Annotated in this window: 21 protein-coding genes; 8 read left to right on the top strand and 13 right to left on the bottom strand. The window is 70.5% G+C overall.

Annotation, left to right across the window (positions count from 1 at the left end):
- Nucleotides 1–42 precede the first annotated feature (42 nt).
- Nucleotides 43–528 (top strand): hypothetical protein, encoded by a 486-nt coding sequence (locus tag VGR32_RS06235; RefSeq protein ID WP_327449168.1) that lies wholly within the window; start codon nt 43–45, stop codon nt 526–528.
- On the opposite strand, the gene VGR32_RS06230 is transcribed toward VGR32_RS06235, so the two are convergent.
- The 3 genes from VGR32_RS06230 to VGR32_RS06220 all read right to left on the bottom strand — a co-directional run bounded on the left by VGR32_RS06230 (nt 508) and on the right by VGR32_RS06220 (nt 2,176).
- On the bottom strand, nt 508–1,308 hold the full coding sequence (locus tag VGR32_RS06230) for a pyrroline-5-carboxylate reductase family protein (protein ID WP_327449166.1): 801 nt from the start codon (nt 1,306–1,308) through the stop codon (nt 508–510). The two genes, VGR32_RS06235 and VGR32_RS06230, sit on opposite strands and share 21 nt — an antisense overlap.
- Complete coding sequence (locus tag VGR32_RS06225; RefSeq protein WP_327449164.1) at nt 1,308–1,811, bottom strand: YbjN domain-containing protein; 504 nt, start codon at nt 1,809–1,811, stop codon at nt 1,308–1,310. Before VGR32_RS06225 ends, VGR32_RS06230 begins: the two co-directional genes overlap by 1 nt.
- 80 nt (nt 1,812–1,891) lie before the next feature.
- Complete coding sequence (locus VGR32_RS06220; protein ID WP_327449162.1) at nt 1,892–2,176, bottom strand: accessory factor UbiK family protein; 285 nt, start codon at nt 2,174–2,176, stop codon at nt 1,892–1,894.
- A 181-nt stretch (nt 2,177–2,357) separates the two neighbouring features.
- On the opposite strand from VGR32_RS06220, the gene lgt reads away from it, so the two are divergent.
- From lgt to VGR32_RS06205, 3 genes are read left to right on the top strand one after another with little or no spacing between them, the layout of a single operon-like run.
- The gene (gene lgt / locus VGR32_RS06215; protein WP_327449160.1) at nt 2,358–3,230 is read left to right on the top strand and encodes a prolipoprotein diacylglyceryl transferase; all 873 of its coding nucleotides are present in this window, start codon (nt 2,358–2,360) and stop codon (nt 3,228–3,230) included.
- Nucleotides 3,227–4,306, top strand: coding sequence for a class I SAM-dependent methyltransferase (locus VGR32_RS06210; RefSeq protein ID WP_327449159.1), 1,080 nt, complete (start codon nt 3,227–3,229; stop codon nt 4,304–4,306). The genes lgt and VGR32_RS06210 overlap by 4 nt, the downstream gene beginning before the upstream one ends.
- Nucleotides 4,303–5,073 carry a polyphenol oxidase family protein gene (locus VGR32_RS06205; protein WP_327449158.1) on the top strand — a complete coding sequence of 257 codons (771 nt, stop codon included), beginning with the start codon at nt 4,303–4,305 and terminating at the stop codon, nt 5,071–5,073. The genes VGR32_RS06210 and VGR32_RS06205 overlap by 4 nt, the downstream gene beginning before the upstream one ends.
- 15 nt (nt 5,074–5,088) lie before the next feature.
- Here VGR32_RS06205 and lpxC read toward each other — a convergent pair whose 3' ends face one another.
- The 9 genes from lpxC to VGR32_RS06160 form a co-directional block, all read right to left on the bottom strand.
- Nucleotides 5,089–5,988, bottom strand: a complete 900-nt coding sequence (gene lpxC, locus VGR32_RS06200) for a UDP-3-O-acyl-N-acetylglucosamine deacetylase (protein ID WP_327449157.1) — start codon at nt 5,986–5,988, stop codon at nt 5,089–5,091.
- A 185-nt stretch (nt 5,989–6,173) separates the two neighbouring features.
- Complete coding sequence (gene ftsZ, locus VGR32_RS06195; protein WP_327449156.1) at nt 6,174–7,769, bottom strand: cell division protein FtsZ; 1,596 nt, start codon at nt 7,767–7,769, stop codon at nt 6,174–6,176.
- A gap of 235 nt (nt 7,770–8,004) precedes the next feature.
- The gene (locus VGR32_RS06190; RefSeq protein ID WP_327449154.1) at nt 8,005–11,406 is read right to left on the bottom strand and encodes a TonB-dependent receptor domain-containing protein; all 3,402 of its coding nucleotides are present in this window, start codon (nt 11,404–11,406) and stop codon (nt 8,005–8,007) included.
- A gap of 225 nt (nt 11,407–11,631) precedes the next feature.
- The gene (ftsA, locus tag VGR32_RS06185; protein ID WP_327449152.1) at nt 11,632–12,948 is read right to left on the bottom strand and encodes a cell division protein FtsA; all 1,317 of its coding nucleotides are present in this window, start codon (nt 12,946–12,948) and stop codon (nt 11,632–11,634) included.
- Nucleotides 12,935–13,861, bottom strand: a complete 927-nt coding sequence (locus VGR32_RS06180; RefSeq protein WP_327449150.1) for a cell division protein FtsQ/DivIB — start codon at nt 13,859–13,861, stop codon at nt 12,935–12,937. Before VGR32_RS06180 ends, ftsA begins: the two co-directional genes overlap by 14 nt.
- Nucleotides 13,849–14,787: a D-alanine--D-alanine ligase gene (locus tag VGR32_RS06175; RefSeq protein ID WP_327449148.1), complete on the bottom strand. Its 939-nt coding sequence runs from the start codon at nt 14,785–14,787 to the stop codon at nt 13,849–13,851. The genes VGR32_RS06180 and VGR32_RS06175 overlap by 13 nt, the downstream gene beginning before the upstream one ends.
- An 84-nt stretch (nt 14,788–14,871) precedes the next feature.
- Complete coding sequence (gene murB / locus VGR32_RS06170; protein WP_327449147.1) at nt 14,872–15,774, bottom strand: UDP-N-acetylmuramate dehydrogenase; 903 nt, start codon at nt 15,772–15,774, stop codon at nt 14,872–14,874.
- Nucleotides 15,771–17,216, bottom strand: a complete 1,446-nt coding sequence (murC, locus tag VGR32_RS06165) for a UDP-N-acetylmuramate--L-alanine ligase (RefSeq protein ID WP_327449145.1) — start codon at nt 17,214–17,216, stop codon at nt 15,771–15,773. The genes murB and murC overlap by 4 nt, the downstream gene beginning before the upstream one ends.
- 47 nt (nt 17,217–17,263) lie before the next feature.
- On the bottom strand, nt 17,264–18,469 hold the full coding sequence (locus VGR32_RS06160) for an alpha/beta hydrolase (protein WP_327449143.1): 1,206 nt from the start codon (nt 18,467–18,469) through the stop codon (nt 17,264–17,266).
- 159 nt (nt 18,470–18,628) lie between these two features.
- On the opposite strand from VGR32_RS06160, the gene VGR32_RS06155 reads away from it, so the two are divergent.
- The 4 genes from VGR32_RS06155 (at nt 18,629) to VGR32_RS06140 (ending at nt 24,204) form a co-directional block, all read left to right on the top strand.
- A complete protein-coding gene (locus VGR32_RS06155; protein WP_327449141.1) occupies nt 18,629–19,552 on the top strand; it encodes a hypothetical protein in 924 nt (307 codons plus the stop codon).
- A gap of 62 nt (nt 19,553–19,614) precedes the next feature.
- A complete protein-coding gene (locus VGR32_RS06150; protein ID WP_327449139.1) occupies nt 19,615–20,694 on the top strand; it encodes a site-specific DNA-methyltransferase in 1,080 nt (359 codons plus the stop codon).
- A gap of 135 nt (nt 20,695–20,829) precedes the next feature.
- Nucleotides 20,830–21,948 (top strand): glycosyltransferase family 4 protein, encoded by a 1,119-nt coding sequence (locus VGR32_RS06145; RefSeq protein ID WP_327449137.1) that lies wholly within the window; start codon nt 20,830–20,832, stop codon nt 21,946–21,948.
- Nucleotides 21,949–22,044: 96 nt separating this feature from the next.
- Complete coding sequence (locus VGR32_RS06140) at nt 22,045–24,204, top strand: amylo-alpha-1,6-glucosidase (protein ID WP_327449135.1); 2,160 nt, start codon at nt 22,045–22,047, stop codon at nt 24,202–24,204.
- Here the strand turns inward: VGR32_RS06140 and VGR32_RS06135 are convergent.
- Nucleotides 24,201–25,211, bottom strand: a complete 1,011-nt coding sequence (locus tag VGR32_RS06135) for an A/G-specific adenine glycosylase (RefSeq protein WP_327449133.1) — start codon at nt 25,209–25,211, stop codon at nt 24,201–24,203. The two genes, VGR32_RS06140 and VGR32_RS06135, sit on opposite strands and share 4 nt — an antisense overlap.
- Nucleotides 25,212–25,245: the final 34 nt, after the last annotated feature.

Here is a 25,245-nt window from a genome sequence, read left to right as displayed (position 1 = left end):
CATTTCAGGCGCATAGTCGTTCGAAAGCTTCAGGAGCTCGTCATGCGCAAGTTCGCCTTCCTCGCTCCCCTCGCCGCCGCCGCGCTCGCCGCGGGGGCGGCCCAGGCCCAGACGGTCAACGTAGACATCGGCGGCGAACTTCGCCGCGACGCCCTCGACCTGGGCCAGCGCGACGTCCGCAAGCAGGCGGACCGTCTCGGCGAGGTCGTGCATCGCGCGCTCGTCCGTCACGGCGGCTATGAGGGGGCCACCGTCAACCTGGTGCTTCTCGACGTCCGTCCGAACCGGCCGACTTTCCAGCAGCTGGCGGACAAGCCGGGCCTCGACGGCCAGCGCAGCGTCTCCATCGGCGGCGCCGAGATCGGCGGCGAAATCGTCATGGCGGACGGAACGGTCCGTCCCCTTCCCCGCTGGGACTGGTACAGCCATTCGATTTCCGAGGTGATGGGCTTCACCACATGGCAGGACGCCGAGCGGGCCTATGCCCGCTACGCCTCGGCCCTGACCTCAGGTCGACTGGCTCTCTGAGCCGAGCTCGCCCGCCCGCCTGACCGCCGCGTCGATCGCCGCCCGCGCGGCGTCCATGACCGCCTGATGCGAGGCGTCCAGTCCGGCGCGCGTCGTGCCCCCGGGGGAGGCCACCCGCGCGATCAGCGCGTCCAGCGTCGCGTCCCCGGCCGCACCGGCGGCGGCCGACCTCAAGGCGCCCCGGGCCAGCGCCAGGGCGGCGGCCGGGTCCAGTCCCTGCGCCTGCCCCGCGGCGGCCAGCGCCTGCACGTAATCCAGGATGAACGCGGGGGCCGAGCCCGCCGTCGCGGTGGCCGCGTCCATCAGCTCCTCGTCGGCCAGATCCACCACCTCGGCCACCGACCGGAACAGTTCCGCGGCGATGAACCTGCCCGTCGCGTCCTGCGCCCAGACGGCCGCCACGCCCCGCGCCTGAGCCACCGCCGTCGTCGGCATGACGCGCGCCACGGGCCGGTCCAGCACGTCGGCGATCGATGCGGCGTCAACTCCGGCCATCAGCGACACCACGACGGCGTCGCGCGCCAACTTGCCCCGCAGCGCGTCCGCCGCCGTTCGCCACGCTGCGGGCTTCACGGCCAGCACGACCACCCGCGCCTGCGCGAGGGCCTCCGGTTCCGGATTGATCCGCGCGCCCGCCGCTCGCGCCGCCTCCGCGACCGGCTTGTCCGACGGCGTCAGAATGATCAGGTCGGCCGGCGTCACCGGCCCCGCGCGCATCCAGCCTTCGACCAGGGCCGAGCCCAGACGGCCGCAGCCGACCAGCACGACGGGCCGGTCCATCAGGCCGAGCCGACGGTCTCGAACATGCAGGCCGCGATGGCGTCGGCCGGCTTCTTCATGCCGCGGATCATGAAGTCGAAGGCGGGGAAATAGCGGTCCGCCGCCTCCACCGCCGCGTCGATCATGGTGGCGGCCTGGGCCAGCGTCGGACGGTCGCCGTGCGGCAGCGCCAGCGCGGTCCGGTAGACGATCTCGCCGTCCTCCGGCCACAGCTCGAAATGCCCGAACCAGGTGCGTTGGTTGACCAGCCCGATCAGCTCATGCGCGGCGTTGCGGCGGCTCTTGGCGGCGCGCAGGTCCAGCGAACAGCACAGCTGCAGGCAGTCGCCCTCCGGCCGCCACGCGAACCACAACTCGTAATCCCGCCAGTCGCCGGCCAGCGAAAAGGCCAGGTCGCCCTCGTCCGTCCGGTCGAACGGCAGGTTTTCCGCGTTCAGCACGTGCTCGACCACGTCCAGCGGGTCGAAGGCGACGTCGACCTCGTCGGGTCTTGCGGCGTCCATTCAGGCGTTTCCGATCATCAGCGTCGACGGGCGCGACTCACACCCGACAAGGGGACCGTAGGCGGGGCGTCGGATTCGGCTCAACCGGCTGCGTCCTTGGGGGGAACCGCGCCTGTGGACCTTCCCGTCTCAGGTTTCTTTTTCGGCGCGGCGGGCTTCAGCGGGGCCAGTTCGGCCCGCAGCGCGGCGATCTCGGCCTTCAGCACGTCGAACTCATCGCGCCGGACCAGATCCAGCTCGGCGACCAGACGGTCGGTCTGGGCGCGCATGGCGGACTTCGCCTCCTCGCCCGCCGCCTGCGCCAGCCCCATCGCGCCGGTGGTCAGCCTGGCGAACTCGTCCAGCAGGGGATTTCGCGTCTGCATCTGAATGTCTCCTGCGTCCAAGGTCCGGCGCGTCGGTTGCCATATGGTAAACGAAACCTTGCCGCCCCGTCTGTTCCCCCGCGAACATGGCGTCGGCGTGACGCAGCCGGCGATCAGCAGGCGACGCCGACCGCGACGCTTGCTAAAGGCCGGGGACCACGTCGCAGCGGAGACTTCAGCCTTGGTCTTTCCCGAGTTCGATCCGGTCCTGATCAGCATCGGGCCCCTGCCCATCCGCTGGTACGCCCTGGCCTACGTCGCCGGTCTCGGCCTCGGCTGGTGGTATGCCGCGCGGCTGGCGAAGAGCGTGGCGGCCTGGTCGCCGAACCGGCCGCCGCTGACGTCGGTCCAGCTGGACGATCTGGTCATGTGGGTGGCGCTGGGCGTCATCGGCGGCGGCCGTCTCGGCTTCGCCCTGTTCTACAAACCGGAGCTCTACGCCCAGCTGTTCACCGGGCCCGACAATCTGGCGCTTTTCCGCCTGTGGGACGGCGGCATGAGCTTCCACGGCGGCCTGATCGGCGTCTGTCTTGCGATCTTCTTCCATGCCCGCGCCGTGAAGGCCCCGCTTCTCAGCGTCGGCGATCTGGTCGCGCCGGCGGTGCCGATCGGCCTGTTCTTCGGTCGCCTGGCCAACTTCATCAACGGCGAGCTCTGGGGCCGACCGACGGACGTGCCGTGGGCGATCCGCTTCTGCAACGACCGGATACTCGAAACCTGGGGCCGCTGCCCGGCGGGCGACGTGCCGCGTCACCCCAGCCAGCTGTATGAGGCCGGCCTGGAAGGCCTGCTGCTGTTCGGCCTGTTGTGGGTCGCGGTCTGGAAATGGCGCCTGCTGTCCAAGCCCGGCTACGTCACCGGCATCTTCCTGACCTGGTACGGCCTCAGCCGGGCGGTGCTCGAAACCGTCCGCGAGCCGGACGCCCACATGCCCGCCATGCTGCGCGACACGGTCACCATGGGAATGCTGCTGTCGATCCCCATGATCCTGATCGGCGTCTGGCTGATCTGGCGGGCGCGCAGCCGGCCGCCGGTCATCGCCCCGGCGGCATGACCGAGACGCTCAAGGCCCGGCTGGCGCGCGAGATCGCTCTGACCGGGCCCATGCCCGTCGATGCCTTCGTCACCCGCTGCCTGCATGATCCCCGGGCAGGCTACTACGCCACACGGCCCGCGCTGGGCGCGACCGGCGACTTCATCACCGCGCCGATGGTCAGCCAGATGTTCGGCGAGTTGCTGGGCCTCTGGGCGGTCGAGACGTGGCGTCGGCTGGGCGCCCCCGAACGGCTGCGTCTCGTCGAGGTCGGCCCCGGAGACGGCGCCCTGATGGCCGACGCCCTGCGCGCCGCGCGAGTCGATCCGGCCTTTCTCGAGGCCATCGATCTGATCCTGATCGAGCCCAGTGGCCCGCTCCGGCAGGCACAGGCCCGCATGTTGGCGGACGCCGACGTCCATCCTCGCTGGGTGGCCGACCTCGGCGGGGTCGAGACGGACGCACCGGTCATCCTGATCGCCAACGAAGTGCTGGACTGCCTGCCGGCCCGCCAGTTCCTGCGCGACGGCGGCGACTGGCGCGAACGCTGCGTCGGCGCCGACGACACGGGCGGCCTCGGCTTCGTCCTGTCGCCGATCACCGGCGGCTTCCGCCGTCCGGCCTTCGAGGTGGCGGACGGGCAGACTTTCGAGATTTCAGCTGCGCAGGAAGGGTTCGGCCGCGCGGTCGCGGAGTTGATCGCCGACGCGTCGGGGGCCGCCCTGCTGATCGACTACGGCCGCGACCGGCCCGGTCCGGGCGACACGCTGCAGGCCCTGTCGCGACACCGGAAGGTCGACCCGCTGGCCGATCCCGGCGCCGCCGACGTGACCCAGTGGGCCGACTTTCCAACGGTTCTGGAGGCCGCGCTGCACGCCGGGGCCGACGTCACCGGATGCCTTCCACAAGGGGAATTCCTGCGCCGGCTCGGCGTCGAGGCCCGTGCCGCCGCCCTGTCGGCCGCGCGCCCGGAAGCGGCGCCCGTGGTCGCGCGCCAACTGCGGCGTCTTACCGCGCCGGACCAGATGGGCGAGCTGTTCAAGGCCTGCGTCGTCTTCGCGCCCCGCAGCCTGGCCGTGCCGGGGTTCGAGGGATGACGCCCGTTCCCATCACCCACCCGCTGCTGACCAAGGCGGGCGTGCGCCACGGCTTCTTCACCCGCGAGGGGGGTGTGTCGACAGGCCTCTACGAAGGTCTGAACTGCGGTCTCGGCTCGTCCGACGATCCGGCGGCCGTGCGCGAGAACCGCGCCCGCGTCGCCGGCGCGCTGGGCGGCCGGTTCGGAGACCTTGCGGGGCCGTATCAGATCCACTCGGCCGTCGCCTTGCTGGCCGAAACCGGATGGCCGGACGACCGGCCCGAGGGCGACGCCGTCGCCACGACCACTTCCGGGGTGGTATGCGGGGTCCTGACGGCCGACTGCGCCCCCGTCCTGCTCGCGAATCCGCAGGCCGGGGTCGTCGCCGCGGCGCATGCCGGCTGGAAGGGCGCGCTCGGCGGGGTCATCCAGTCCACGGTCGATCTTATGAAGACCGCCGACGCCGATCCCGCGCGCATCGTCGCCGTCGTCGGTCCCTGCATCGCGCAGGACAGCTATGAGGTGGACGAGGCGTTCGAGCGCCGCTTTCTGGATCAGGCGCCCGGCAGCGGCCGCTTCTTCCGGTTGGGCGCGGGCGAGGACCGCCGCCTGTTCGACCTGCCGGGCTTCGTCCTGTGGCGTCTGGAGCAGGCCGGCGTCGGTCAGGCGGCCTGGACCGGCCACGACACCCGCCCGGACGCCGCACGCTTCTACTCCAACCGCCGCGCCTTCCTGAACGGCGAGCCGGACTTCGGCCGGATGCTGAGCGCGATCAGGCTGGGCTGACGGCCGCAGGCAGCCTCAGCCCGCCATCGCCAGTTCCGGCACCCGCTCCACCTCGCGCCACGCATACGGCGCGGCCAGAAGGGCGCGGACCAGCTTGTTGTTGATGGCGTGGCCCGCCTTCACGCCTTCATAGCGGCCCAGGATCGGCGCGCCGAGCACATACAGGTCGCCGATGGCGTCCAGCGCCTTGTGCTTCACGAACTCGCGGTCCATCCGCAGCCCGCCGGGGTTCAGGATCTGGTCGCCGTCGATCACGACCGCGTTCTCCAGCGAGCCGCCGCGCGCCAGTCCGGCCTGACGCAGAGCCTCGACCTCATGCGCGAATCCGAAGGTGCGGGCGGCCATGATCTCGCGACGGAAGGTTTCTTCCGTCACCACGAAATCCACCACCTGGTTGCCGATCACCTTGGACGGGAAGTCGATCTCGAACCGCATTTCGTAGCGGTCGCAGGGCAGCAGCGACGCTGACTTGTCGCCCTCCGCCACGCGGATCGGTTCCAGAATCTCGACGTAGCGCACCGCGCGCGGCTGGCGCCGGAAGCCGGCGCGATCCAGCAGCTGCACGAACGGCAGGGCCGATCCGTCGAGGATCGGCAGCTCGGGTCCGTCGACCTCGACCACGGCGTTCGACACGCCCAGCGCCGCGAAGGCCGCCATCAGATGCTCGATGGTCGACAGGGTGACGCCGGCTTCATTGGCGATCATCGTGTTCAGGCGCGCGTCGATCACCGCTTCGCCCGAGACCGGGATGCGGTTGTCGAGGTCCGACACGTCGGTGCGTACGAAGATGATGCCCGTGCCCGCGGGGGCCGGACGCACGGCCAGCCTCACCCGGCGGCCCGTGTGCACGCCGACGCCCGCGATGATCGCAGGGCCGACGAGCGTCTTCTCGCTGTGGTCTTCCGTGACCGGCACCAGAATTCTCTTCGACTTCGCGCTTCCGCCTCTGCGTGCGGAATTTCGCCCCACGCTTCCTTAGTCGACGGGGATCAAGCCGGTAACCAAAGTCCGGTTTCGGATTGTTTCGGTTTCGCGCGACGGCCGAAACGCGAAACGCCCCGACCTTGCGGCCGGGGCGTCCGGTGTTCGATGCGGCGACGTCAGTTGGCCAGTCGGCGCAGGAAGCTGGGGATCTGAAGATCGTCCTCGCCTTCCGGCTCGGGCTCATAGGCCGGCTGGGCCGCGGCGGCCCCCCGGGCGGCCGGCGCGTCGCCGTAGTGCGACGTGGTGCGCGTCGGGCCTCCATAGGAAGGCGCGGCCGGCTGGGTGCGCTTCTTGCCGAACAGGCTCCAGCCCGACTTGCGGTGGTGGTCGCGGTCGTCCCAGTCGTCCTCGTCATGCGCCTGGGGCGCCGGCGCCGGCTGGGACTGAGGCTCGGCGCGGACCTGCGGGGCCGGCGCGTCCATGTACAGATCGCCCTGCGAAGCGGCCGGAGCGGCGGCGGCGGGACGGGCCTCATACTCCTCGACCCACGGATCGACGATTGGCTCCAGCTCGCGCGGCGCCTCCTGGCGCACGACCGGCGCCGGCTGGGGAGCCGGGGCCGGCGCGGCGGCGAAGGTCGGAACGATCGGCTCGCGACGCGGCTCGGCCGGACGGATGATCGGTTCGGGGCGCGCCTCGACGCGCGGGGCGGGGGCCTCCATGCGCGACGGCTGGGCCGGCGCGCGGCCCATGCCGCCGAGGCCCAGACCGGTGCGGCCCGAAGACGGTTCGATCGTCTGCTTGACCGCCTCGTCCATGCCCGTGGCGACGACCGAGACGCGGATCTTGCCGTCCAGCGCCGGATCGAAGGCGGCGCCGAAGATGATGTTGGCGTCGGCGTCCACCTCGGCCGAGATGGCGTTGGCGGCCTCGTCCACTTCCAGCAGGGTCATGTCCATGCCGCCGGTGATGTTCACCAGCACGGCCTTGGCGCCCTTCAGGCTGGTCTCGTCCAGCAGCGGATTGGCGATGGCGTTCTGGGCCGCCTGCAGGGCGCGGTCCTCGCCCTCGGCCTCGCCCGTGCCCATCATGGCCTTGCCCATCTCGGACATGACCGCACGCACGTCGGCGAAGTCCAGGTTGATCAGGCCCGGCAGGATCATCAGGTCGGTGATCGACCGCACGCCGGAGTGCAGCACCTGGTCGGCCATGCCGAAGGCGTCGGCGAAGGTCGTGCGCTCGTTGGCGACGCGGAACAGGTTCTGGTTCGGGATGACGATCAGGGTGTCGACGTAGCGCTGCAGCTCCGCGATGCCGGCGTCGGCCAGACGCATGCGGTGACGGCCCTCGAAGGTGAAGGGCTTGGTCACGACGCCGACGGTCAGGATGCCGCGGTCGCGCGCGGCCTTGGCGATCACCGGCGCGGCGCCGGTGCCGGTGCCGCCGCCCATGCCGGCCGTGATGAAGACCATGTGGGCGCCTTCCAGATGCCCGGCGATCGCCTCGGCCGACTCCTCGGCGGCGTTCATGCCGACTTCCGGATGGGCGCCCGCGCCCAGACCCTGGGTGATCGTTTCGCCCAGCTGGATGCGGCGGTCGGTCTTGGCGAAGCCCAGGTGCTGGGCGTCGGTGTTGGCCACCACGAACTCGACGCCCTCAAGCCCCGCGTCGATCATGTTGTTGACGGCGTTGCCGCCCGCTCCGCCAACGCCGAAGACGACGATGCGGGGTTTCAGTTCGGTGGACTGCGGACGAACCAGCGACAGCGACATGTGAATTTCCGACCTCTAGGACCCTGCCCGACCCGCCAAGCGATCCCCGCCGATTCGCATTGGTTATGAGCGCGTTAAGGAAACACCCCAAACCGTTAACGGGGCGTTACCCGCCTTAACGCGAGTCGGCCCCGCGCCAAGCGGAGCCGGGGTCCGAAGGCGGATTTTCTTCCGCGCAAAGAGAAAGGGCGGCTCTTGCGAGCCGCCCTTCCCTGATCGTGGTCTGAACCGCGTCTTACCAGGGACGGTAGTTCAGGCCGATGTTGAAGCGACGACCGTAGGGGTCGAAGCTCGAGGCGAAGCCCAGTTGCGGCGCCGGTTCGGCGTCGAACACGTTGGTCACGCCGGCCCGCAGGGTCAGGTCGTCACGCACGTCGAAGCGGAAGGACAGATCGTTCCGCACGAAGTTGCCCGTGCGCCACTCGTCCACCGGATCGACGTCGTAGTTGCCCGAACCGACCTGGTCGCGGATCTTGCGCAGGTCCTGCGACGCTTGCCAGTCCGCCGTCCACGTCATCGAGAAGCGGTCGGTCGGAGACCAGGTCAGACGCGACACGAACTCCAGACGCGGGAAGAACACGCCCGAGGTGCTGTCCGTGAACTGCGTCGGAGCGGCCGGGTTGGTGAAGTTCTTCTGCTCGATCAGCCACAGGCCGCCGAGGCTCCAGTTGAACGTACCGATGTCCAGACCGAAGGCCTCATAGGCGTCGAGGCGATAGTTGACCGTGAAGTCCAGACCGCGGGTCTGCAGCTTGGCGTTGTTGATGCCGGCCAGGATGAAGCCCCCGACCGCATCGCCCACCGGCGCGCCGACCTTGAAGTTGTTGTACGGGTCGACCGAGTTGTTCGGATCGCGACGGAACACGAACGCGCAGGTGATCGGGTTCGGCGTCGTGCCCGAGGACACGCAGTCGTCGGCCAGGAACTGACCGCCCGGGGTGACGATGACGTCCTCGATCGTGATCTCGTAGTAGTCGAGGATCAGTTGCAGATCCGGGAACATCCGGGGCTGCAGGACGGTCGAGAAGGTGAACGATTCCGACGTTTCCGGACGAAGGTTCGGGTTGCCGCCGAGCGAGGAGGCGATGCCCGCGTACGCGGCCGGCAGGAAGTCGTCGGCCGTCGAAACGGTGGTCTGGCCGAAGTCGTAGCTGAGGCCCTTGGCGGCGGCGAGAGCCGTGCAGCTCGCGATCCGGTTGGCCTTGATCGTCGCGTTCACCTGGGCGGCGATCTGACGGGTGTCGCAGGGGTCCACGAAGCCGTTGACGAAGGTCTGCGAGAACGGACGGAAGTTCTCGGTCAGGTTCGGCGCACGGAACGAGGTGTTGAAGCTGGTCTTGAAGGTGATGTCCTGGATCGGACGATAGACCAGGTTCACGCCGTAGACGTCGCCCGAGCCGGCGGTCGTGTAGTCGAAGGTGCGGTACGAACCGGACAGTTCGGCGAACTCGCCCAGCCAGCTGTCACGCAGCAGCGGGATGGCGACTTCGGCGAAGAACTCTTCCGTCTCGTACTCGGCGCCCGGGAAGTCCGCGCCGGTGTTCAGCTGCAGCAGGCGGCCGGCGGTCTCGAAGTTGCGGCCGACGCCTTCCGTGTACTCGCGGCGATACTCGGCGCCGACGGCGAAGCCGACCGGACCCGCGCCCAGGACGTCCCACAGCTCGCCGCCGAAGGAGGCGATGGCGGCTTCCTGCTCGTTGGTCTCGAACACGCGGATGGCGGTCGAGATGTAGTCGAGCGCCGCTTCGCTCTGGTTGCCCGCGCCGAAGACGTTCAGCGGCACGCACCCGTTCACTTCCGGATCGTTGATCGCGGTGCCCGTGCCGTAGGTGGTGCGGGCGGTGTTCGGGTTCTGCTCCAGGACCGGCAGGCCCTGGGCGCGCAGCAGCTGCACCCGGCAGACGATCTGCCCCGGGGTGCCGTTGACGATGCCGGCGGTGTCGACGACCGAGTCCATCGCGTGACCGAAGCGGATGGCGTCCGGACCGGCTTCGCGGTTGACGTTGTTCATCTCGCCGTAGACGTACGACAGGCTCCAGTTGAAGTTGTCGATGAAGGCGACGCGGTCGAGGTCGCCTTCCAGAGCCGCCACGTACCGCGTGATCTCGCGGTTGTTGGTCTGGTCACGGTCGATGCCGAAGCCGCGATGCAGCGCGATCGGCGCGGCGATCGGCGTGCACTCCTCGGCCGGGGTGGCCGGGTTGTCGCCGACGCAGCGACCCGGGAGGGTCGGGTTGGTCGTGCTGGGCTGCGCGTACCGGAACATGGTGTTGTTCTGGATCGCGGTGCGCAGGTTGGCCGGCAGGAAGGCGTTGTCCAGGCGCGTGGAGAACGTCGACGTGCCGCTGATGCAGCCCGGCGTCGTCGTCGTGCCCGTGCCGGCGCAGACCGAGGCGTCGACGACGTAGATGTCCCAGAAGGACTTCTGGCCGACGTCATACGCGTCTTCGGTCGTGTACTTGGCTTCGAGGCTCAGACGGACGTTGTCCGTGACGTCGAAGTTGGCCCCGACCTGGTAGCGCTGCGACTCCTGGAAGGGCGAACGCGAGCGCTGGTCGAAGCTGGTCAGGTTGGCCGGCTCGCCGTCGCCGCCGATGTTCCAGGGGCGGTTGGCGCCCGTCACGCCGATGCGCTGGCCGAAGTTGGCCAGGCGCGCCGTCGGGCCGTCGAACCACCAGGTGTAGGCGGGATCGACGTTGAAGCAGTTGGCGCTGGTCGAGAAGCCGGTGCAGTCGGCGTAAGGCACGTCCGGGTCGTTGTTCGGGCTCGGACGCTGCATGTTCGACAGGGTGGTGGAGCCCCACTGCGGGCGGTCCAGACGACGGGCGCCGTAGAACTGGCCGACGTCGTAGAAGCCGTCGGCGGGCAGGCCGAACGCGGTGTTGGTCGGGTCGGCGTCGATGCCGAGACGGATGCGGCCGTCACGCAGCCAGTTGACGTGCTCGGCGTAGACTTCCTCGGTCCGCTCGTACTCGGCGTGCGCGTAGACGTTCAGGCGATCGTCCAGCAGGTTGGTGCCGATGAGGGCCGACACGCGGCGGGTGTCGGCGGAGCCGCCCTGGACGAGCTGACCGTAGTTGGCGTCGATCTCGAGGCCTTCGAAGTCCTTGCGCAGGATGTAGTTGACCACGCCCGACACGGCGTCGGCGCCGTAGACCGACGAACCGCCGCCGGTGATGATTTCGATGTTCTCGATCAGCAGACGCGGGATGACCGACACGTCGACGGCCAGGTTGCCGGCGGCCGAGCCGACGTGACGACGGCCGTCGACCAGCGTCAGCGTACGACCCGAACCCAGCGAGCGCAGGTTGGCGAACTCAAGGCCGCCGTCGTTCAGGTTGGAGCCCGTGGTGTCCGAGGGGACCAGCGAGTTCGACAGGGCCGGGATGGTGGCCAGGTAGTCGACGACGGTGGCCAGACCAGTGTCCAGGAGCTGCTCGCGCTGGACCTGGATCAGCGGGGTCGGGGCCGTGGCCGGGTCACGACGGATGCGCGAACCGGTGACGACGATTTCCTCGACCTCGGTTTCCGGGTCCTGGTTGGCCGGCGCCTGCTGGGCGAATGCCGGAGCGGCGACGGCGGCCATGACGCCCGCCAGAATGGTCGTTCCGAAGAGATGCTTGCGCTTCAAGAGCATGAGTGTGGCCCCAATCGAAAAAGAGTGTGCACGACGCAGGGCCCGCTCCCACAGGCTGCGTCCCCAACCGGCACGCTAGCAGCAAAGACCCCCGCCACAAGGCTTTGTGTCCCGATCGTGACCAAGGAGCGCCGCAGATGTTACAATCCGGACACACTCTCGCCACGCGGGCGAAATGTTTCGCCTCCGCGGTCGGGAAGCTGGGCGGCGAGGGGCTTCAGGGGGTCAGAGGTTGTCGCGCAGCCAGCCCGCGACGCGCGCGGTGAAGCCGCCGGCCTGGCCTCGGGGCGCGTCGGATGCGCCGATCTGTCGCGCCATCAACTTGCGGGCCGACACCGACTCACGGGGACCGTAGGCGGCGCGCAGCAGCACGCCCGCCGCGGCGCAGAACGCCGGGCCTGACGCGGCGTCGGCGAGGTGCGGCGCACGGAACGGCCGCGCCAGGCGCACCGGACGGTCGAACACCCGCAGCGCCAGTTCGCGCACGCCGTTCAGCTGGCTGGCGCCGCCGGTCAGAACGACGCCCGCGCCCGGTTCCGGGCCGACGCCGGTGGCCTTCAGCCGGTCGCGGATCAGCTCCAGCGTCTCCTCGACGCGGGGCGCGATGACGGTCTTCAGCATGGCGCGCGGCACGTGCACCGTCGCGGCGTCCGGATCCTCGCCGCGCTGCGGCGCCTCCAGCATCTCCCGGTCCTCGTTGGCCGAAGCCATGGCCGAGCCGTGCAGCGTCTTCAGCCGCTCGGCCCCCGCGCGGGACGTGGACAGGCCCCGCGCCACGTCGGCGGTGACGTGGTCGCCGCCGACGTTCAGCCCGTCGACGTGCAGCAGGCTGCGCCCGCCCCAGACCGCCGCCGAGGTCACGCCCGCGCCCATGTCGATGCAGACGCAGCCGAGGTCCATCTCGTCCTCTTCCAGCGCCGCCAGCGACGAGGCCAGCGGCGCGGCCACCACGCCCTGCAGGTCCAGATGCGCCAGCTCCATGCAGTGGCTCAGCGCCGCGAAGGTCGCCTCGGCCATCGACACGACCAGCAGGTCCAGACCCAGGGTCCGGCCTTTCATGTTGCGCGGATCCCGCAGGCCGCGGGCCCCGTCGACCGACCAGGCCACGGGCATCACGTGGATCGGCCGCCGGTCCGGCATGCGGATCTCGTCCAGCGCCAGGGCGATGGCGCGCGCCAGATCCGCGTCGCCCACCGGATTGGCGCCCAGCGACACCCGGGTCTGCACCCGGCGGCTGCGCATCTGGCCGATCGAGGTCGTCACCACCACGCCGGACACGGGCGAGGCTGCGGCGCGCTCCGCGCGTTCGACGGCGCGGCACACGGCCTGCGCCGCCTCCTCCATGTTGATCAGGGCCCCGCCCTGCACGCCGCGCGACTGCACGTGACCGAATCCGGCGACCCGCACCGTGCGGTCGGCATGGCGCGCGCCTTCGGGCTTCATGATGAAGCAGGCGACCTTCGACTGCCCCAGATCCAGCGCCGCCGTCACCGGCGCGCGACCGGCCGTTCCTTCAAGTTCCAGACCCTTACGCGGACGCACCCGACGCTCCCTCTTCCGCCGGAACGGCCCCCGCCGCCCCGTCGCGAACCACCACCGCGCCCGCCGTGCGCAGATCCACAAGATCGAAGCCCCGCTCGAACAGGCCGCGCCGGGCGTCCAGGCCGTCCAGGGCGATCAGGGCCGCCTCCTCGTCCTGCGCCGGCAGGCGGATCAGCGCCCCGTCCTTCAGCCGCACGTCCCAGCGCCGCTCGTCGACCCGCACCAGGGCGTCGACGCGCGCGGCCAGGCGGGGCCTCTCGGCGATCAGAGGCAGAATGGCCGGCGCCGCGACGTCCGCGCCCTCGCCCACCACCAGCGGCAGCTCCGAATGGGCGCCCGCGTCCGCGCCCGGGATCGGACGCCCCGAGCCGTCGATGACCCACGCGCGCTCGCCGTCCTGCCACACGGCCAGACGGTCGTGCTCCGCCACCTGGATCATCAGCAGATCGGGATACAGCCGGACGACCCGCACCTCGCGGACCCAGCCGACGGTCCGGACCCGGTCGGCGACGGCGTCGAGGTCCAGCGTCGTCATCGGCGCGTCCAGCGTCAGGTCGAGCGCGGCCTGCACCTGCGGCCGCACGGCCGCGCTGGCGCCCTCGATCCGCACCCGCTTGAGCTTGAGCCCCATGGCCGCCGTCGCGTCGCCATAGGCGCCCGTGGCGGCCTCGCCCAGCTTCTCGGCGCGCGAGCCGGTCGCCATCACCAGCGCCAGCACCGCCACGCCCGCCGCGATCGAGATCATCACCGCGCGCGGCGTCAGGTCCAGCCGTCCGATGGCCGCCAGCTTGCCCGGGACTCCGCCCGCCGGTGCCTGTCCGCGACCACGGCGCGGCGCGGGTCCGCGGGGCGCGCCGCCCCGGCCGCCCCCACGCCCCTCCTGCCGCCGACCGCCGCGAACTACCGCGGGCATGAGGCGTCCTCCACCATCCAGGTCACAAGATCTTCGAACCCGATCCCCACGTGCGCGGCCTGCTCGGGAACGAGCGAGGTCGGCGTCATGCCGGGCTGGGTGTTGACCTCCAGAAGGACCAGATCGTCCTTAACGCCGTCATAACGGAAGTCCGCCCGCGAGACCCCGCGGCAGCCCAGCGCCGCGTGCGCCTTCTCCGCCAGCCGCAGGCAGGCCTCGAACACCTGATCGGGCAGGACGGCCGGCAGCTGATGCGTCGAGCCGCCCGGCGCGTACTTGGCCTCGTAGTCATAGAAGCCCTTGGCCGGCGTGATGTCGGTCACGGTCAGCGCGCGGGGCCCCGCCGCCTCGTCCAGCACGGTGACGCACAGCTCCTTGCCGGCGATGAACGGCTCGACCATCACCTGCTCGCCGTACGTCCAGCCGTCGGCGCCGACCTCGGCCACCGGCGCGTCGCCCTCGCGCACCAGATAGACGCCCACCGACGACCCCTCGGCGTTCGGCTTGATCACATAGGGAGGTGGAATGACGTGGCCCGCGCCGACCGCGCGCCGGTCGAACAGACCGCCGCCCGGCACCGGAACGCCGGCCGCCTTGAGCACGGCCTTGGACTTGTCCTTGTCCATGGTCAGGGCCGAGGTCAGGACGCCGGAGTGGGTGTAGGGAATGCGCAGCGTTTCCAGAATGCCCTGGACGCAACCGTCCTCGCCCCATTCGCCGTGCAGGGCGTTGAAGACGACGTCGGGCCGGATCAGGCCCGACAAAACGTTGGACAGGTCGCGGCCGGCGTCGACCTCGGTGACCGTGAAGCCCGCGCGGCGCAGCGCCGCGGCGCACTCGCGGCCGGAAACCAGCGACACCTCGCGTTCGGACGACAAGCCGCCCAACAGGACGGCGACGTGGGTGTCGGCGGGCTTTCGGGACATCGGGACACTCGGGCGCGGGCGAAGCGCCTGTTTCGACCCGGCTTGGTTTACGCCCGGTTTACCGATCCGGACCGGCCGAAGATTTCAGCCCGGCCGCCCGATCCGCTTGATCTCCCAGTCCAGCTGCACGCCGGTCTTGGTCAGGACGTCGGCGCGCACCGCCTCGCCCAGCCCCTCGATGTCCGCCGCGGTGGCTTCGCCGGGGTTGATCATGAAGTTGGAATGCAGCTCGCTGAACTTCGCCCCGCCACCGGTGACCGCATGCAGCTTCCCGCGCCAGCCCGCCTCGTCGACCAGCTTCCACGAGGAATGACCCTGCGGGTTCTTGAAGGTCGAGCCGCCGGTCTTCTCCCGGATCGGCTGCGTCTGCTCGCGCCGGCTGGTGATCTCGTCGATGCGCGCCTGCACCGCCGAAGGGTCGTCCGGCGTGCCGCGGAAGATCGCCTCGACCCAGATGATCTCGTTCTCAGGCACGACCGAGTGGCGATAGGTGTAGCCGAAGTCGGCCAGCGAGAACTCCACCCGCTCGCCGCGCCGGTTCAGGCCCGAGGCCGAGACCAGCACGTCCTTCGTCTCCGAACCATAGCAGCCGGCGTTCATGGTCAGGGCCCCGCCGATCGTGCCCGGGATGCCCGCATAGAACTCCAGCCCCGCGATCCCCGCCTTCGCCGACGCCTTGGCCACCATGGCGTCCAGCGCGCCCGCGCCCGCCGTGATCGTCTCGCCCTCGGCCGTCACCTGACCCCAGGCGCGGCCCGCCAGCCGGATCACGACCCCCTCGACCCCGCCGTCGCGCACGATCACGTTCGAGCCCACGCCCAGCACCGTCACCGGCACGGCCGGGTCCAGCGCCTTCAGGAAGTCCGCCAGATCGTCGGCGTCCGCCGGAATGAACAGCGCGTCCGCGGCCCCGCCCACCCGGAACCAGGTGTAGGGACCGAGCGGCTCGTTGGGCAGCAGCTTGCCGCGCGCCTCGGGCAGGTTCACCGGGCCGCCTCCAGCTGTCCCGGCAGGGCATAGGCCCACTGGGTGATGTCGCCGGCGCCCAGCAGGACGACCAGATCGCCGGGCTTCGCCTCGCCGCCGATCACGCCGGCCAGGGCGTCCGGCCCCTCCAGCGCCTGCACGGAGCGGTGGCCGAAGCGGCGGATGCCCTCGACGAGGGCGTGCTTGTCCACGCCCTCGATCGGCTGTTCGCCCGCCGGATAGACGTCGGCCACGATCACCGCGTCGGCGTCGGAGAAGCACGTGGAGAAGTCTTCCATCAGGTCCCTCAGACGGGTGTAGCGGTGCGGTTGCACCACCGCGATGACCCGGCCCGAATCCTCGGCGCGGTTCGCCACCTGCCGCGCCGCCTTCAGCACGGCGGCGATCTCCACCGGATGATGGCCATAATCGTCGACGACGCGGACGCCGTTCACCACCCCCGTCGTGGTGAAGCGCCGCTTCACCCCGCCGAACCCGGCCAGACCCTCGCGGATCGCGTCGTGCGACACGTCCAGCTCCAAGGCCACGGCGATCGCCGCCAGCGCGTTCGAGACGTTGTGCCAGCCCGCCATCGGCAGGTGCAGCCCCTCGATCCGCTCGGGCTCCTCCAGCGCAGCCACGCCCGGTCGCTGGATCAGCACGTCGAAGCGGCAGCCGTCCGGACCCATGTCGCAGGCATCCGCGCGGACCATGGCCTGGGGATTCAGGCCGTAGGTGACCAGCCGCCGGTTGTCGATCGACGCGACCAGCCGCTGCACCTCGGGATGGTCGAGGCACACCGCCGCGAAGCCGTAGAACGGGATGTTCTCGACGAAATCGCAGAAGGCCTTCCGCACCCCGTCGAAGTCGCCCCAGTGGTCCAGATGCTCCGGATCGATGTTGGTGACGATGGCCACCGTCGACTTCAGCCGCAGGAAGCTGCCGTCGCTCTCGTCGGCCTCGACCACGATCCAGTCGCCGTCGCCGACCTTCGCATTCGTGCCGTAGGCGTTGATGATGCCGCCGTTGACTACCGTCGGATCCAGCCCGCCCGCGTCCAGAATGGCCGCCACCATGCTGGTGGTCGTGGTCTTGCCGTGCGTCCCGCCGACCGCGATCGAGAACTGCAGCCGCATCAACTCGGCCAGCATCTCGGCGCGGCGCACCACGGGGATGCGCCGCTCGCGCGCGGCCCGCATCTCGGGATTGTCGGCCTTCACTGCCGTGGAATGGACCACCGCCGAGACGCCTTCACCCACATTTCCTGCGTCGTGGCCGATGAAGATGCGCGCGCCCAGTTTCTCCAGCCGCTCAGTGTTGGCGCTGTGCTTCGCGTCCGAGCCCTGCACCTGATAGCCGATCTTCAGCATGATCTCGGCGATGCCGCTCATGCCGATGCCGCCGATGCCGACGAAGTGGACGGGGCCGAGCTGGAACGGAACGGGGCGCAGGCGGGCGATCATCGCCGCTCATAAGCACAGCGTCACCGCGTCGTCACGCGGCCCGCGGCCTAAAGCGTCCGAGGCGCCCCCTCGCCGCTCTCCGCCGCCGCCCATGCAGGCGACGAGGCGTCCGGCCGACCGACGTCTCGCCCCGCCTCCGCCAGATCTGCGAGAAACGCCTCGATTTCGAGGTGATGGGCATCGGCCGCCTCGACCGGGCCCATGTGCCCCGCCTCCGGAATGCGGGCCAGTCGCGCCTGCGGAAGCGCGTCGGCGATCGTTTCGCCCGCATGGTCGCTGGTCACCAGGTCACGACCGCCCACCAGCACCAGAGCCGGCACGTCGACGTCCGCCAGCCGGTCGGTCACCGACCAGCGCAGCATGGCCAGGTTGCCCATCGCCTGCACGCGCGGAGAGGTCCGGGTCACCAGCAGGGCCGCGCGGTCCAGCTGCTCGCGCGTGGGCCGCGTGCCGAAGCCGGTCAGCCGCATCGCCACGTGCGTGGAGCCCGACATCCAGCTCTGCCACGCCATCAGCCATGTCACGGGCCAGATCAGCGTCTCCAGCCGACAGGCCCCCTCGATGGCGGGCTGCAGCGCCGTGGCCAGCCGCGACAAGATCATCGTGCGCAGGGGATTGGTGTGGGTGGTGTTCTCCAGCACGATCCCTGCGACGCGCGTGCCGAGCAGGGCCGGCCGGCGTGCGCAAAGCGTCTGGGTGATCATGCCGCCGATCGAATGGCCGATCAGGATCACCTGGCGGTCCGGCGGAAGCGCGTCCAGGACGGCCGCCAGATCCTCGGCGAAGCCCTCGATGGACCAGCCGGCCTTCGGCCGGCCCGACTTGCCGCACCCCGGAAGGTCCCACAGGACCAGTTCGTGCCGGGCCCCCAGTTCCCGACGCGCCTCGGCCCAGACGCGGCAGTTCATGCCCCAGCCGTGGGTCAGCAGCAGGATCGGACCGGAACCTGCCCCCTCGCGGCCAACCCACAGTTCGGCGCCGTCCGCGCCGGCCATGGTCGCGCCTTCGGGGCGGTCGCGTCTCGCCTCGCCGCCCCCGCGTCCCAGCAGAAGCAGCACCGGGAGCCGACCCAGCAGGCTCCAGGCCAGCAGACCCAGGCCCCACCACAGGCGGCCGTTTCCAGGCTCCGGCTGATCGAACGCGTCGGCGATCCGCTCGATGTTCCACCAGTCGACCAGAAGCCAGACGGCGACGCCGAGAACGGCGAGCGAATGCAGGGCGAACAGGCGCTGCACGAAGGCGAACAGGAACATGACGACGACCTCTTGCGAGACAGCCCAACCCGCCGCCCCGACGCGCCGTTCCTGTGTCGAAATCCGACCGACCCTGACGGTTTCTGCCGCGGGTGTGGAAGACCCTCGACGGCGCCGCGAAACTCGCTTCATTCTCGGTGCGCCTTCAGGGGGGACCCCATGCGCCTGCTCGTGATATCAACCTTCGCCGCGCTACTGGCCGGGCCCGCCGCCGCCCAGGTCTTCGCCGTCGACCAGCGCGTGCCGCTGAAGGTCGTGGGCGACACCGACGAGTTCGTCACGCTGGCGCAGATCCCGGCTGACGGCGGGGCGCCGACCAGGCCTTTTGACTCCTGGGTCTGGACCTTCACGCGGGTGCCCCAGCTGTCCGGCGCCGCGCGCTTCAACGCCAGCGCCGTGCTCACGCGCTTCGACTGCCGCGCCGGCACGCGCCAGCGGCTGCGCTATGAGTTCTACCTAGGCGAGGTGGCGGTCAACGACGCCGCCGCGCAGGAGGCCGCCGCCGTCCCCGCGGCCGGCTCGCCCGAGGCCGCCGCCCTGCGCACCGTCTGCGACCCCGGCTTCAATCCGACCTCCGCCGTGCATCCCAACGGCGCCCGCGGCCTGCGCCGCTCGGTCGAGGCCTTCTGGAGCGAAACCGCGACCGAGGCCTCCGGCTGGGCCATGGACCGCACGGCGCCGCTCAAGCCCACCGCCGAGACCGGCGAAGCGCTGGGCTTCGTGGAGGTCGCTCCGGACGGCCGGGCGCCGACCGCGCCGTTCGAGGCCTGGACCTGGACCTTCACCAAACAGATGCGGCCCGGTCCGGACGGCGCGTGGAACGGCGTGGCCACCCTCACGCGCTTCGACTGCGCGGCCGGAACGCGCCGGCCGCTGCGCATGCAGTTCTATGAGGGCGAGACCCTGATCCATCAGATGGACGCGCCCTCCGAAGCCGGCTCCGCCCCGGCCGCCGGATCGATGGACGATTTCGCCCTCAAGACGGCCTGCGATCCGGCTTTCCAGCGGGACATGCCGGTCGATTCCCGCGGCGCGCGGGCGGTGCGGACCTCGGTCGCCGGCTACTTCGCCACCCTGCGCTGACGGTCAACCCGGCCTTAACCGTGATGATTCAGGACTGACGGCTCAGTTTCCGTGGGGCCGTCATGTCCGAACTTCCCGTCGATAAGGTCCTGCGCGGCGACTGCCTCGAGGTGCTGCGCGCCCTGCCGGACGCCTCGGTCGACATGGTTTTCGCCGACCCGCCCTATAACCTGCAACTGGGCGGCGACCTGCTGCGGCCGGACAACTCGAAGGTCGACGCCGTCGACGACGACTGGGACAAGTTCTCGGACTTCGCCGCCTACGACGCCTTCACCCGCGCCTGGATGACCGAGTGCCGCCGGGTGCTGAAGCCCGAGGGCACGATGTGGGTCATCGGCAGCTATCACAACGTCTTCCGCCTCGGCACGGCGATCCAGGACCTCGGCTTTTGGGTCCTGAACGACGTCGTCTGGCGGAAGTCCAATCCGATGCCCAACTTCAAGGGCACGCGTTTCACCAATGCGCACGAGACCCTGATCTGGGCCGCGCGCAGCCGCGAGCAGAAGCGCTACACCTTCAATTATGACGCCCTGAAGGCCTTCAACGAGGACGTTCAGATGCGGTCCGACTGGACCCTCGCGCTGTGCACCGGCGAGGAGCGCATCAAGGGCGAGGACGGCAAGAAGGCGCACCCCACCCAAAAGCCTGAGGCCCTGCTGCACCGCGTGCTGCTGGCGGCGTCTAAACCGGGCGACGTGGTTCTGGACCCCTTCTTCGGCACCGGCACGACCGGCGCGGCGGCGAAGCGGCTGGGTCGGCGCTGGATCGGCATCGAGCGCGACCCGACCTACGCGAAGGTGGCCGAGGACCGCATCGCGGCCATCGTGCCCGCGGCCCCGGAAGACCTGACCGTCATGGGCTCCAAGAAGACTGAGCCGAAGGTTCCCTTCGGCGCCCTGGTCGAGGCCGGCCTGCTGCGGCCCGGCGACCGTCTCTATTGTCCGAAGGGCGAGCGCGAGGCGCGGGTGCGCGCCGACGGCTCCCTGATCGCCGGCTCGATGACCGGCTCGATCCACAAGCTGGGCGCCTTGATGGAAAACGCCCCGGCCTGCAACGGCTGGACCTACTGGCGCTTCAAGACCGACCAGGGCCTGAAGCCGATCGACGCCCTGCGCGCCGAGATCCGCGCCGGCATGCAATGACGTTTTCCGACATAGAAGCGTCGCTGTAACAGGCTGATCGTCCGGCCTAAAAAGTGATGTCGGGCGTGGGGAACACAATGTCGGCGCGGCGACTTATTGCAGCGCCGCAATTCCGCGTCCCGGATCATCGAAGTCATGAAGATCGCCCAGGTCACGCCCCTGTACGAAGCCGTGCCGCCCAAGCTGTACGGCGGAACCGAACGCGTGGTCGCGCACCTGACGGACGCCCTCGTCGATCTGGGCCACGACGTCACCCTGTTCGCCTCGGCCGATGCCGAGACGAAGGCCCGGCTGGTGCCCGTCCGAGACCAGGCCATCCGGCTGGACCCCGCGCCGCTGAAGTCGGATCTGGCGGCCCACATGACCATGCTGTCCGAGGTGCTGGCGCGCGCGGACCAGTTCGACCTGATCCACTTCCATACGGACATGGTGCACTTCCCCTTCTTCTCGAAATGCGCCGACAAGACCCTGACCACCCTGCACGGCCGTCTCGACCTCAAGGATCTCCCCGGCGTCTATTCGCGCTGGAACGAGTTCGCGCTGATCTCGATCTCCGACGACCAGCGGCGTCCCCTGCCCTTCGCCAACTACGCCGCTACCGTGCACCACGGCATGCCGGCCGAACTGTACGTCCACTCGCCGCGGTCGCAGGGCTACCTCGCCTTCCTCGGCCGCATCTCGCCCGAGAAGCGTCCGGACCGCGCCATCGAGATCGCCACGCGGCTGGGCCGCCCGCTCAAGATGGCCGCCAAGGTCGACGCCGCCGACAAGGTTTACTGGGAGACCGTCATCAAGCCCTTGGTCGACGGCAACCCGCTGGTCGAGTTCGTCGGCGAGATCGGCGATCACCAGAAATCGGCCTTCCTCGGCGGCGCCGACGCCCTGCTGTTCCCCATCGACTGGCCCGAGCCCTTCGGCCTGGTGATGATCGAGGCCATGGCCTGCGGCACGCCGGTCGTCGCCTTCCGCTGCGGTTCGACCCCCGAGGTGATCGAGGACGGCGCCACCGGCTTCATCGTGGACGACATGGAGCAGGCCGTCGCCGCCGCCGGCCGCGCCCACCTGCTGGACCGCGACGCCATCCGCGCGCGGTTCGAGTTGCGCTGGTCAGCCACGGCCATGGCCCGCCGCTATCTGGACGTCTACGGCGAGCTGCTGGCCCGCCGCCCGTTCGGCAAGCCCGTGCCGGCGCCCGACGCCTTCATGCTGGGCGGCGCGACGCCGGCGAACGGGGCCCTGGCCGCCACGGCCTGAAACCGGGAAAGCGTCGCCGCATTTCCGTAGAGCGGCCATGTCCTGTCCTCATTTCGGGGCGAGCAAGGCCTTCCCTCGTCAGCACTCGGGACGATCATGGACGACGCCTACTCGGTGCAGACGACGGCTCTGGACAGCGGCCTTGAGATGGGCGAGCCGGAGCCCGTCGAGCAACTTCAGGCCCTGAAGAGCGGCAACGCCTTTCTGGTGGCCGACGCATGGGGCGACGTGAAGGCCGGGGCCGACGGCCTTTTCGACGAGGACACCCGCATCCTGTCGCGACTACTGCTGCGCGTGGCCGGGCAGCGCCCGTCGCGCCTGTCGTCGGGCGTCAGCCGGGACAACGTCTTCTTCACCTTCCACGGCACCAACCGGCCCCTGCCCCCGATGGGCGGCAAGCAGACGCCGGGCGGCATCCTGCATCTGGAGCGCCGACGCTTCCTGTGGGACCGGCGGCTGTTCGAACGCGTCCGCGTCGCCAATCACGGCGGCGAGGACGTCATGCTGCCGCTCGAGATCGAGTACGGCGCCGACTTCGTCGACATCTTCCAGGTTCGAGGCACGCCCCGCGAAAAATCGGGCGCGATCCACGCGCCCACGACCGACGGGCGGCGCGTGACCTTCGCCTACGACGGGTTGGACGGCGTCGCCCGCACGGGCTGCCTCAGCTTCTCCGAACCGCCGCACCGCATGTCTGACCGCAAGGCGGAGTTCATGCTGACGCTGCCGCGCGGCCGCGTCATGGACCTGTTTCTCGAATGTGGGCCGGACCGCTGCCAGCCGCCGACGGCCGAGCGCTTCCGCCTTCACGCCGTCCATGCCCGGCTGGCCATGAGATCCCGCCGACGGCGCGGCGCCTCCATCCGCGGCCCCCGCAGCCCGCGGTTCAACGACTGGCTGGACCAGAGCCGGGCCGACGTCGCCCTCCTGACCACCGACCTGCCGACGGGACCCTATCCCTACGCCGGCACGCCGTGGTTCTCGACGCCTTTCGGCCGCGACGGCATCATCACGGCGTGGCAGATGCTGTGGCTGGACCCCAGCCTCGCACGTGGGGTCCTGACCTATCTCGCCGCGCGTCAGGCCACCGAGCGGTCGGCCTTCCAGGACGCCGAGCCCGGCAAGATCATGCACGAGACCCGGCGCGGCGAGATGAGCGCGCTGGGAGAGGTGCCGTTCGGCCTCTACTACGGCGGCGTCGACACCACCTGCCTGTTCGTCGCCCTGGCCGGCGCCTATGCGCGCCGCACCGGCGACCTCGACCTGATCCGGAACATCTGGCCGAACCTCCTGGCCGCCGCGGGCTGGATCACGGGCCCCGCCGACATGACGGGCGACGGCTTCGTCCGCTACGCCCGCGCCGCCGAGACCGGCCTGTCCAATCAGGGATGGAAGGACAGCTACGACTCCATCTTCCACGCCGACGGCCGCTTCCCCGAGGGTCCGGTCGCGCTGGTCGAAGTGCAGGGCTACGCCTTCGCGGCCTTCCAGGCCCTGGCCGACCTTTCGAACGTGCTGGGCACGCCCGACGCCGCGAAGTGGGCCGATCGCGCCGAGACCATGCGCGCCCGGGTCGAGGAGCGCTTCTGGCAGGACGATCTGGGCTACTACGCCGTCGCCCTGGACGGTCAGGGCGCACCCTGCCGCGCGATCGGCTCCAATCCCGGGCATCTGCTGTTCTGCGGCCTGCCGTCGACCGAGCGCGCCCACGCGGTGTCGAAACACCTGATGAGCGCCCGCTTCCGCTCCGGCTGGGGACTGCGCACCCTCGCCACGGGGCAGGCGCGCTACAATCCGATGAGCTACCACAACGGCTCGGTCTGGCCGCACGACACCTCGCTCTGCGCCGCCGGCATGGCCCGATACGGCGAACGACGCGCCGTCGCCCTGCTGCTGGGCGAGATCTACGCCGCGGCGGCCCATTTCCAGCTGCGCCTCCCCGAACTGTTCTGCGGCTTCGAGCGCCAGACCGGCGAACCGCCCATCGCCTACCCCGTCGCCTGCATGCCGCAGGCCTGGGCGGCCGGTTCGGTGTTCCTGATGCTGCAGGCGGCGCTGGGCGTGTCCATCGACGCCTTCGACGGCCGCGTCGACGTCGACGATCCGGTCCTGCCGCCCGGCATCGAGCGGCTCAACCTGTGGAACCTGCAGGTCGGCGACGCCCGGCTGGACCTCGCGTTCCGCCACGTCGAGGGGCACACCGTGGTCACCAGCCAGAACCGTGTCGGACCCGTGCGGCTTCGCAGTTCGCGCTAGGCCAGCCCGCGCTCCAGCGCCTTGCGGAACACGGTCGGCAGCGCGTTCCGGGCCGCGTCGACGTCGGTCCAGTCCAGGTCTCCTGCGCCCGGCCCGACCCGCACCTCCAGCGTCAGCCCGAAGTGGGTGAACACATGCGTGACGGCGCCGGCCGCCTGCCATGGGCCCGGCCCGGGCGGCGCGTCCTCGCCGGCGCCCCAGCCGGCCGTCGGCAGGCCAGGCATGCCGCCCAGCAGACCCGTGTCGGGCCGCCGGGTCAGGCCCACGCGCCCCCGCCCGTCCAGCGCCACCCAGACCACGCCCGCCCGCTCGGGCCTGGCCGCCTTGACCGTCTTGACCGGGAACCGCTCCGGGGCGCCCGAGGCGAAGCCGGCGCACCAGGCCGAGATCGGGCACCGCCGGCAGTCGGGCGTCCGGGGCCGGCACACCGTGGCGCCGAGGTCCATCAGCGCCTGCGCCCAGTCGCCGGGTCGGTCGTCCGCGACCAGGGTTCCCGCCAGCCGGCGAAGTCCGGGCCTCGCGGCCGGCAGCGGCGTCTCCACGGCGAACAGCCGCGCCACGACCCGCTCGACGTTGCCGTCCACGACGTTGGCCGCCCGACCGAAGGCGATCGCCGCCACCGCCGCCGCCGTGTAGGGACCCAGGCCCGGCAGGGCGCGCAGCCCGTCCTCGGTGTCCGGAAACACGCCGCCATGTCCGCCCGTCACGGCCCGCGCGCAGGCCAGCAGGTTCCGCGCGCGGGCGTAGTAGCCCAGCCCGGCCCATGCGCTCATCACGTCCGCGTCGTCCGCCGCGGCCAGATCGGCGACCGTCGGCCAGCGCCGGGTGAAGGCCTCGAAATAGGGGGCGGCGTGCACCGTGGTGGTCTGCTGCAGCATCACCTCCGACAGCCAGACGCGATAAGGATCGATCGCCGCGCCGGATCCCGGCGCCCGGCGCCACGGCAGGGTCCGCGCATGGGCGTCGTACCAGTCCAGCAGGGCGCGGCGCAGCGGGGCGGGATCCATCGCTCCACCCCTAGACCCTGGCGAGCGCGCGACA

Origin of the sequence: Brevundimonas sp. (genome assembly GCF_035935935.1) — a bacterium.
Classification (GTDB): Bacteria; Pseudomonadota; Alphaproteobacteria; order Caulobacterales; family Caulobacteraceae; genus Brevundimonas.
This window is presented reverse-complemented; position numbering and strand designations above follow the sequence as displayed.

Excerpts from the sequence above, each read along its gene's own strand:
- VGR32_RS06235 (WP_327449168.1), top strand. The coding sequence starts at position 43 with ATGCGCAAGTTCGCCTTCCTCGCTCCCCTCGCCGCCGCCGCGCTCGCC.
- VGR32_RS06230 (WP_327449166.1), bottom strand. The coding sequence starts at position 1,308 with ATGGACCGGCCCGTCGTGCTGGTCGGCTGCGGCCGTCTGGGCTCGGCC.
- VGR32_RS06225 (WP_327449164.1), bottom strand. The coding sequence starts at position 1,811 with ATGGACGCCGCAAGACCCGACGAGGTCGACGTCGCCTTCGACCCGCTG.
- VGR32_RS06220 (WP_327449162.1), bottom strand. The coding sequence starts at position 2,176 with ATGCAGACGCGAAATCCCCTGCTGGACGAGTTCGCCAGGCTGACCACC.
- VGR32_RS06210 (WP_327449159.1), top strand. The coding sequence starts at position 3,227 with ATGACCGAGACGCTCAAGGCCCGGCTGGCGCGCGAGATCGCTCTGACC.
- VGR32_RS06205 (WP_327449158.1), top strand. The coding sequence starts at position 4,303 with ATGACGCCCGTTCCCATCACCCACCCGCTGCTGACCAAGGCGGGCGTG.
- ftsZ (WP_327449156.1), bottom strand. The coding sequence starts at position 7,769 with ATGTCGCTGTCGCTGGTTCGTCCGCAGTCCACCGAACTGAAACCCCGC.
- VGR32_RS06190 (WP_327449154.1), bottom strand. The coding sequence starts at position 11,406 with ATGCTCTTGAAGCGCAAGCATCTCTTCGGAACGACCATTCTGGCGGGC.
- VGR32_RS06180 (WP_327449150.1), bottom strand. The coding sequence starts at position 13,861 with ATGCCCGCGGTAGTTCGCGGCGGTCGGCGGCAGGAGGGGCGTGGGGGC.
- VGR32_RS06175 (WP_327449148.1), bottom strand. The coding sequence starts at position 14,787 with ATGTCCCGAAAGCCCGCCGACACCCACGTCGCCGTCCTGTTGGGCGGC.
- murC (WP_327449145.1), bottom strand. The coding sequence starts at position 17,216 with ATGATCGCCCGCCTGCGCCCCGTTCCGTTCCAGCTCGGCCCCGTCCAC.
- VGR32_RS06160 (WP_327449143.1), bottom strand. The coding sequence starts at position 18,469 with ATGTTCCTGTTCGCCTTCGTGCAGCGCCTGTTCGCCCTGCATTCGCTC.
- VGR32_RS06155 (WP_327449141.1), top strand. The coding sequence starts at position 18,629 with ATGCGCCTGCTCGTGATATCAACCTTCGCCGCGCTACTGGCCGGGCCC.
- VGR32_RS06150 (WP_327449139.1), top strand. The coding sequence starts at position 19,615 with ATGTCCGAACTTCCCGTCGATAAGGTCCTGCGCGGCGACTGCCTCGAG.
- VGR32_RS06145 (WP_327449137.1), top strand. The coding sequence starts at position 20,830 with ATGAAGATCGCCCAGGTCACGCCCCTGTACGAAGCCGTGCCGCCCAAG.
- VGR32_RS06140 (WP_327449135.1), top strand. The coding sequence starts at position 22,045 with ATGGACGACGCCTACTCGGTGCAGACGACGGCTCTGGACAGCGGCCTT.
- VGR32_RS06135 (WP_327449133.1), bottom strand. The coding sequence starts at position 25,211 with ATGGATCCCGCCCCGCTGCGCCGCGCCCTGCTGGACTGGTACGACGCC.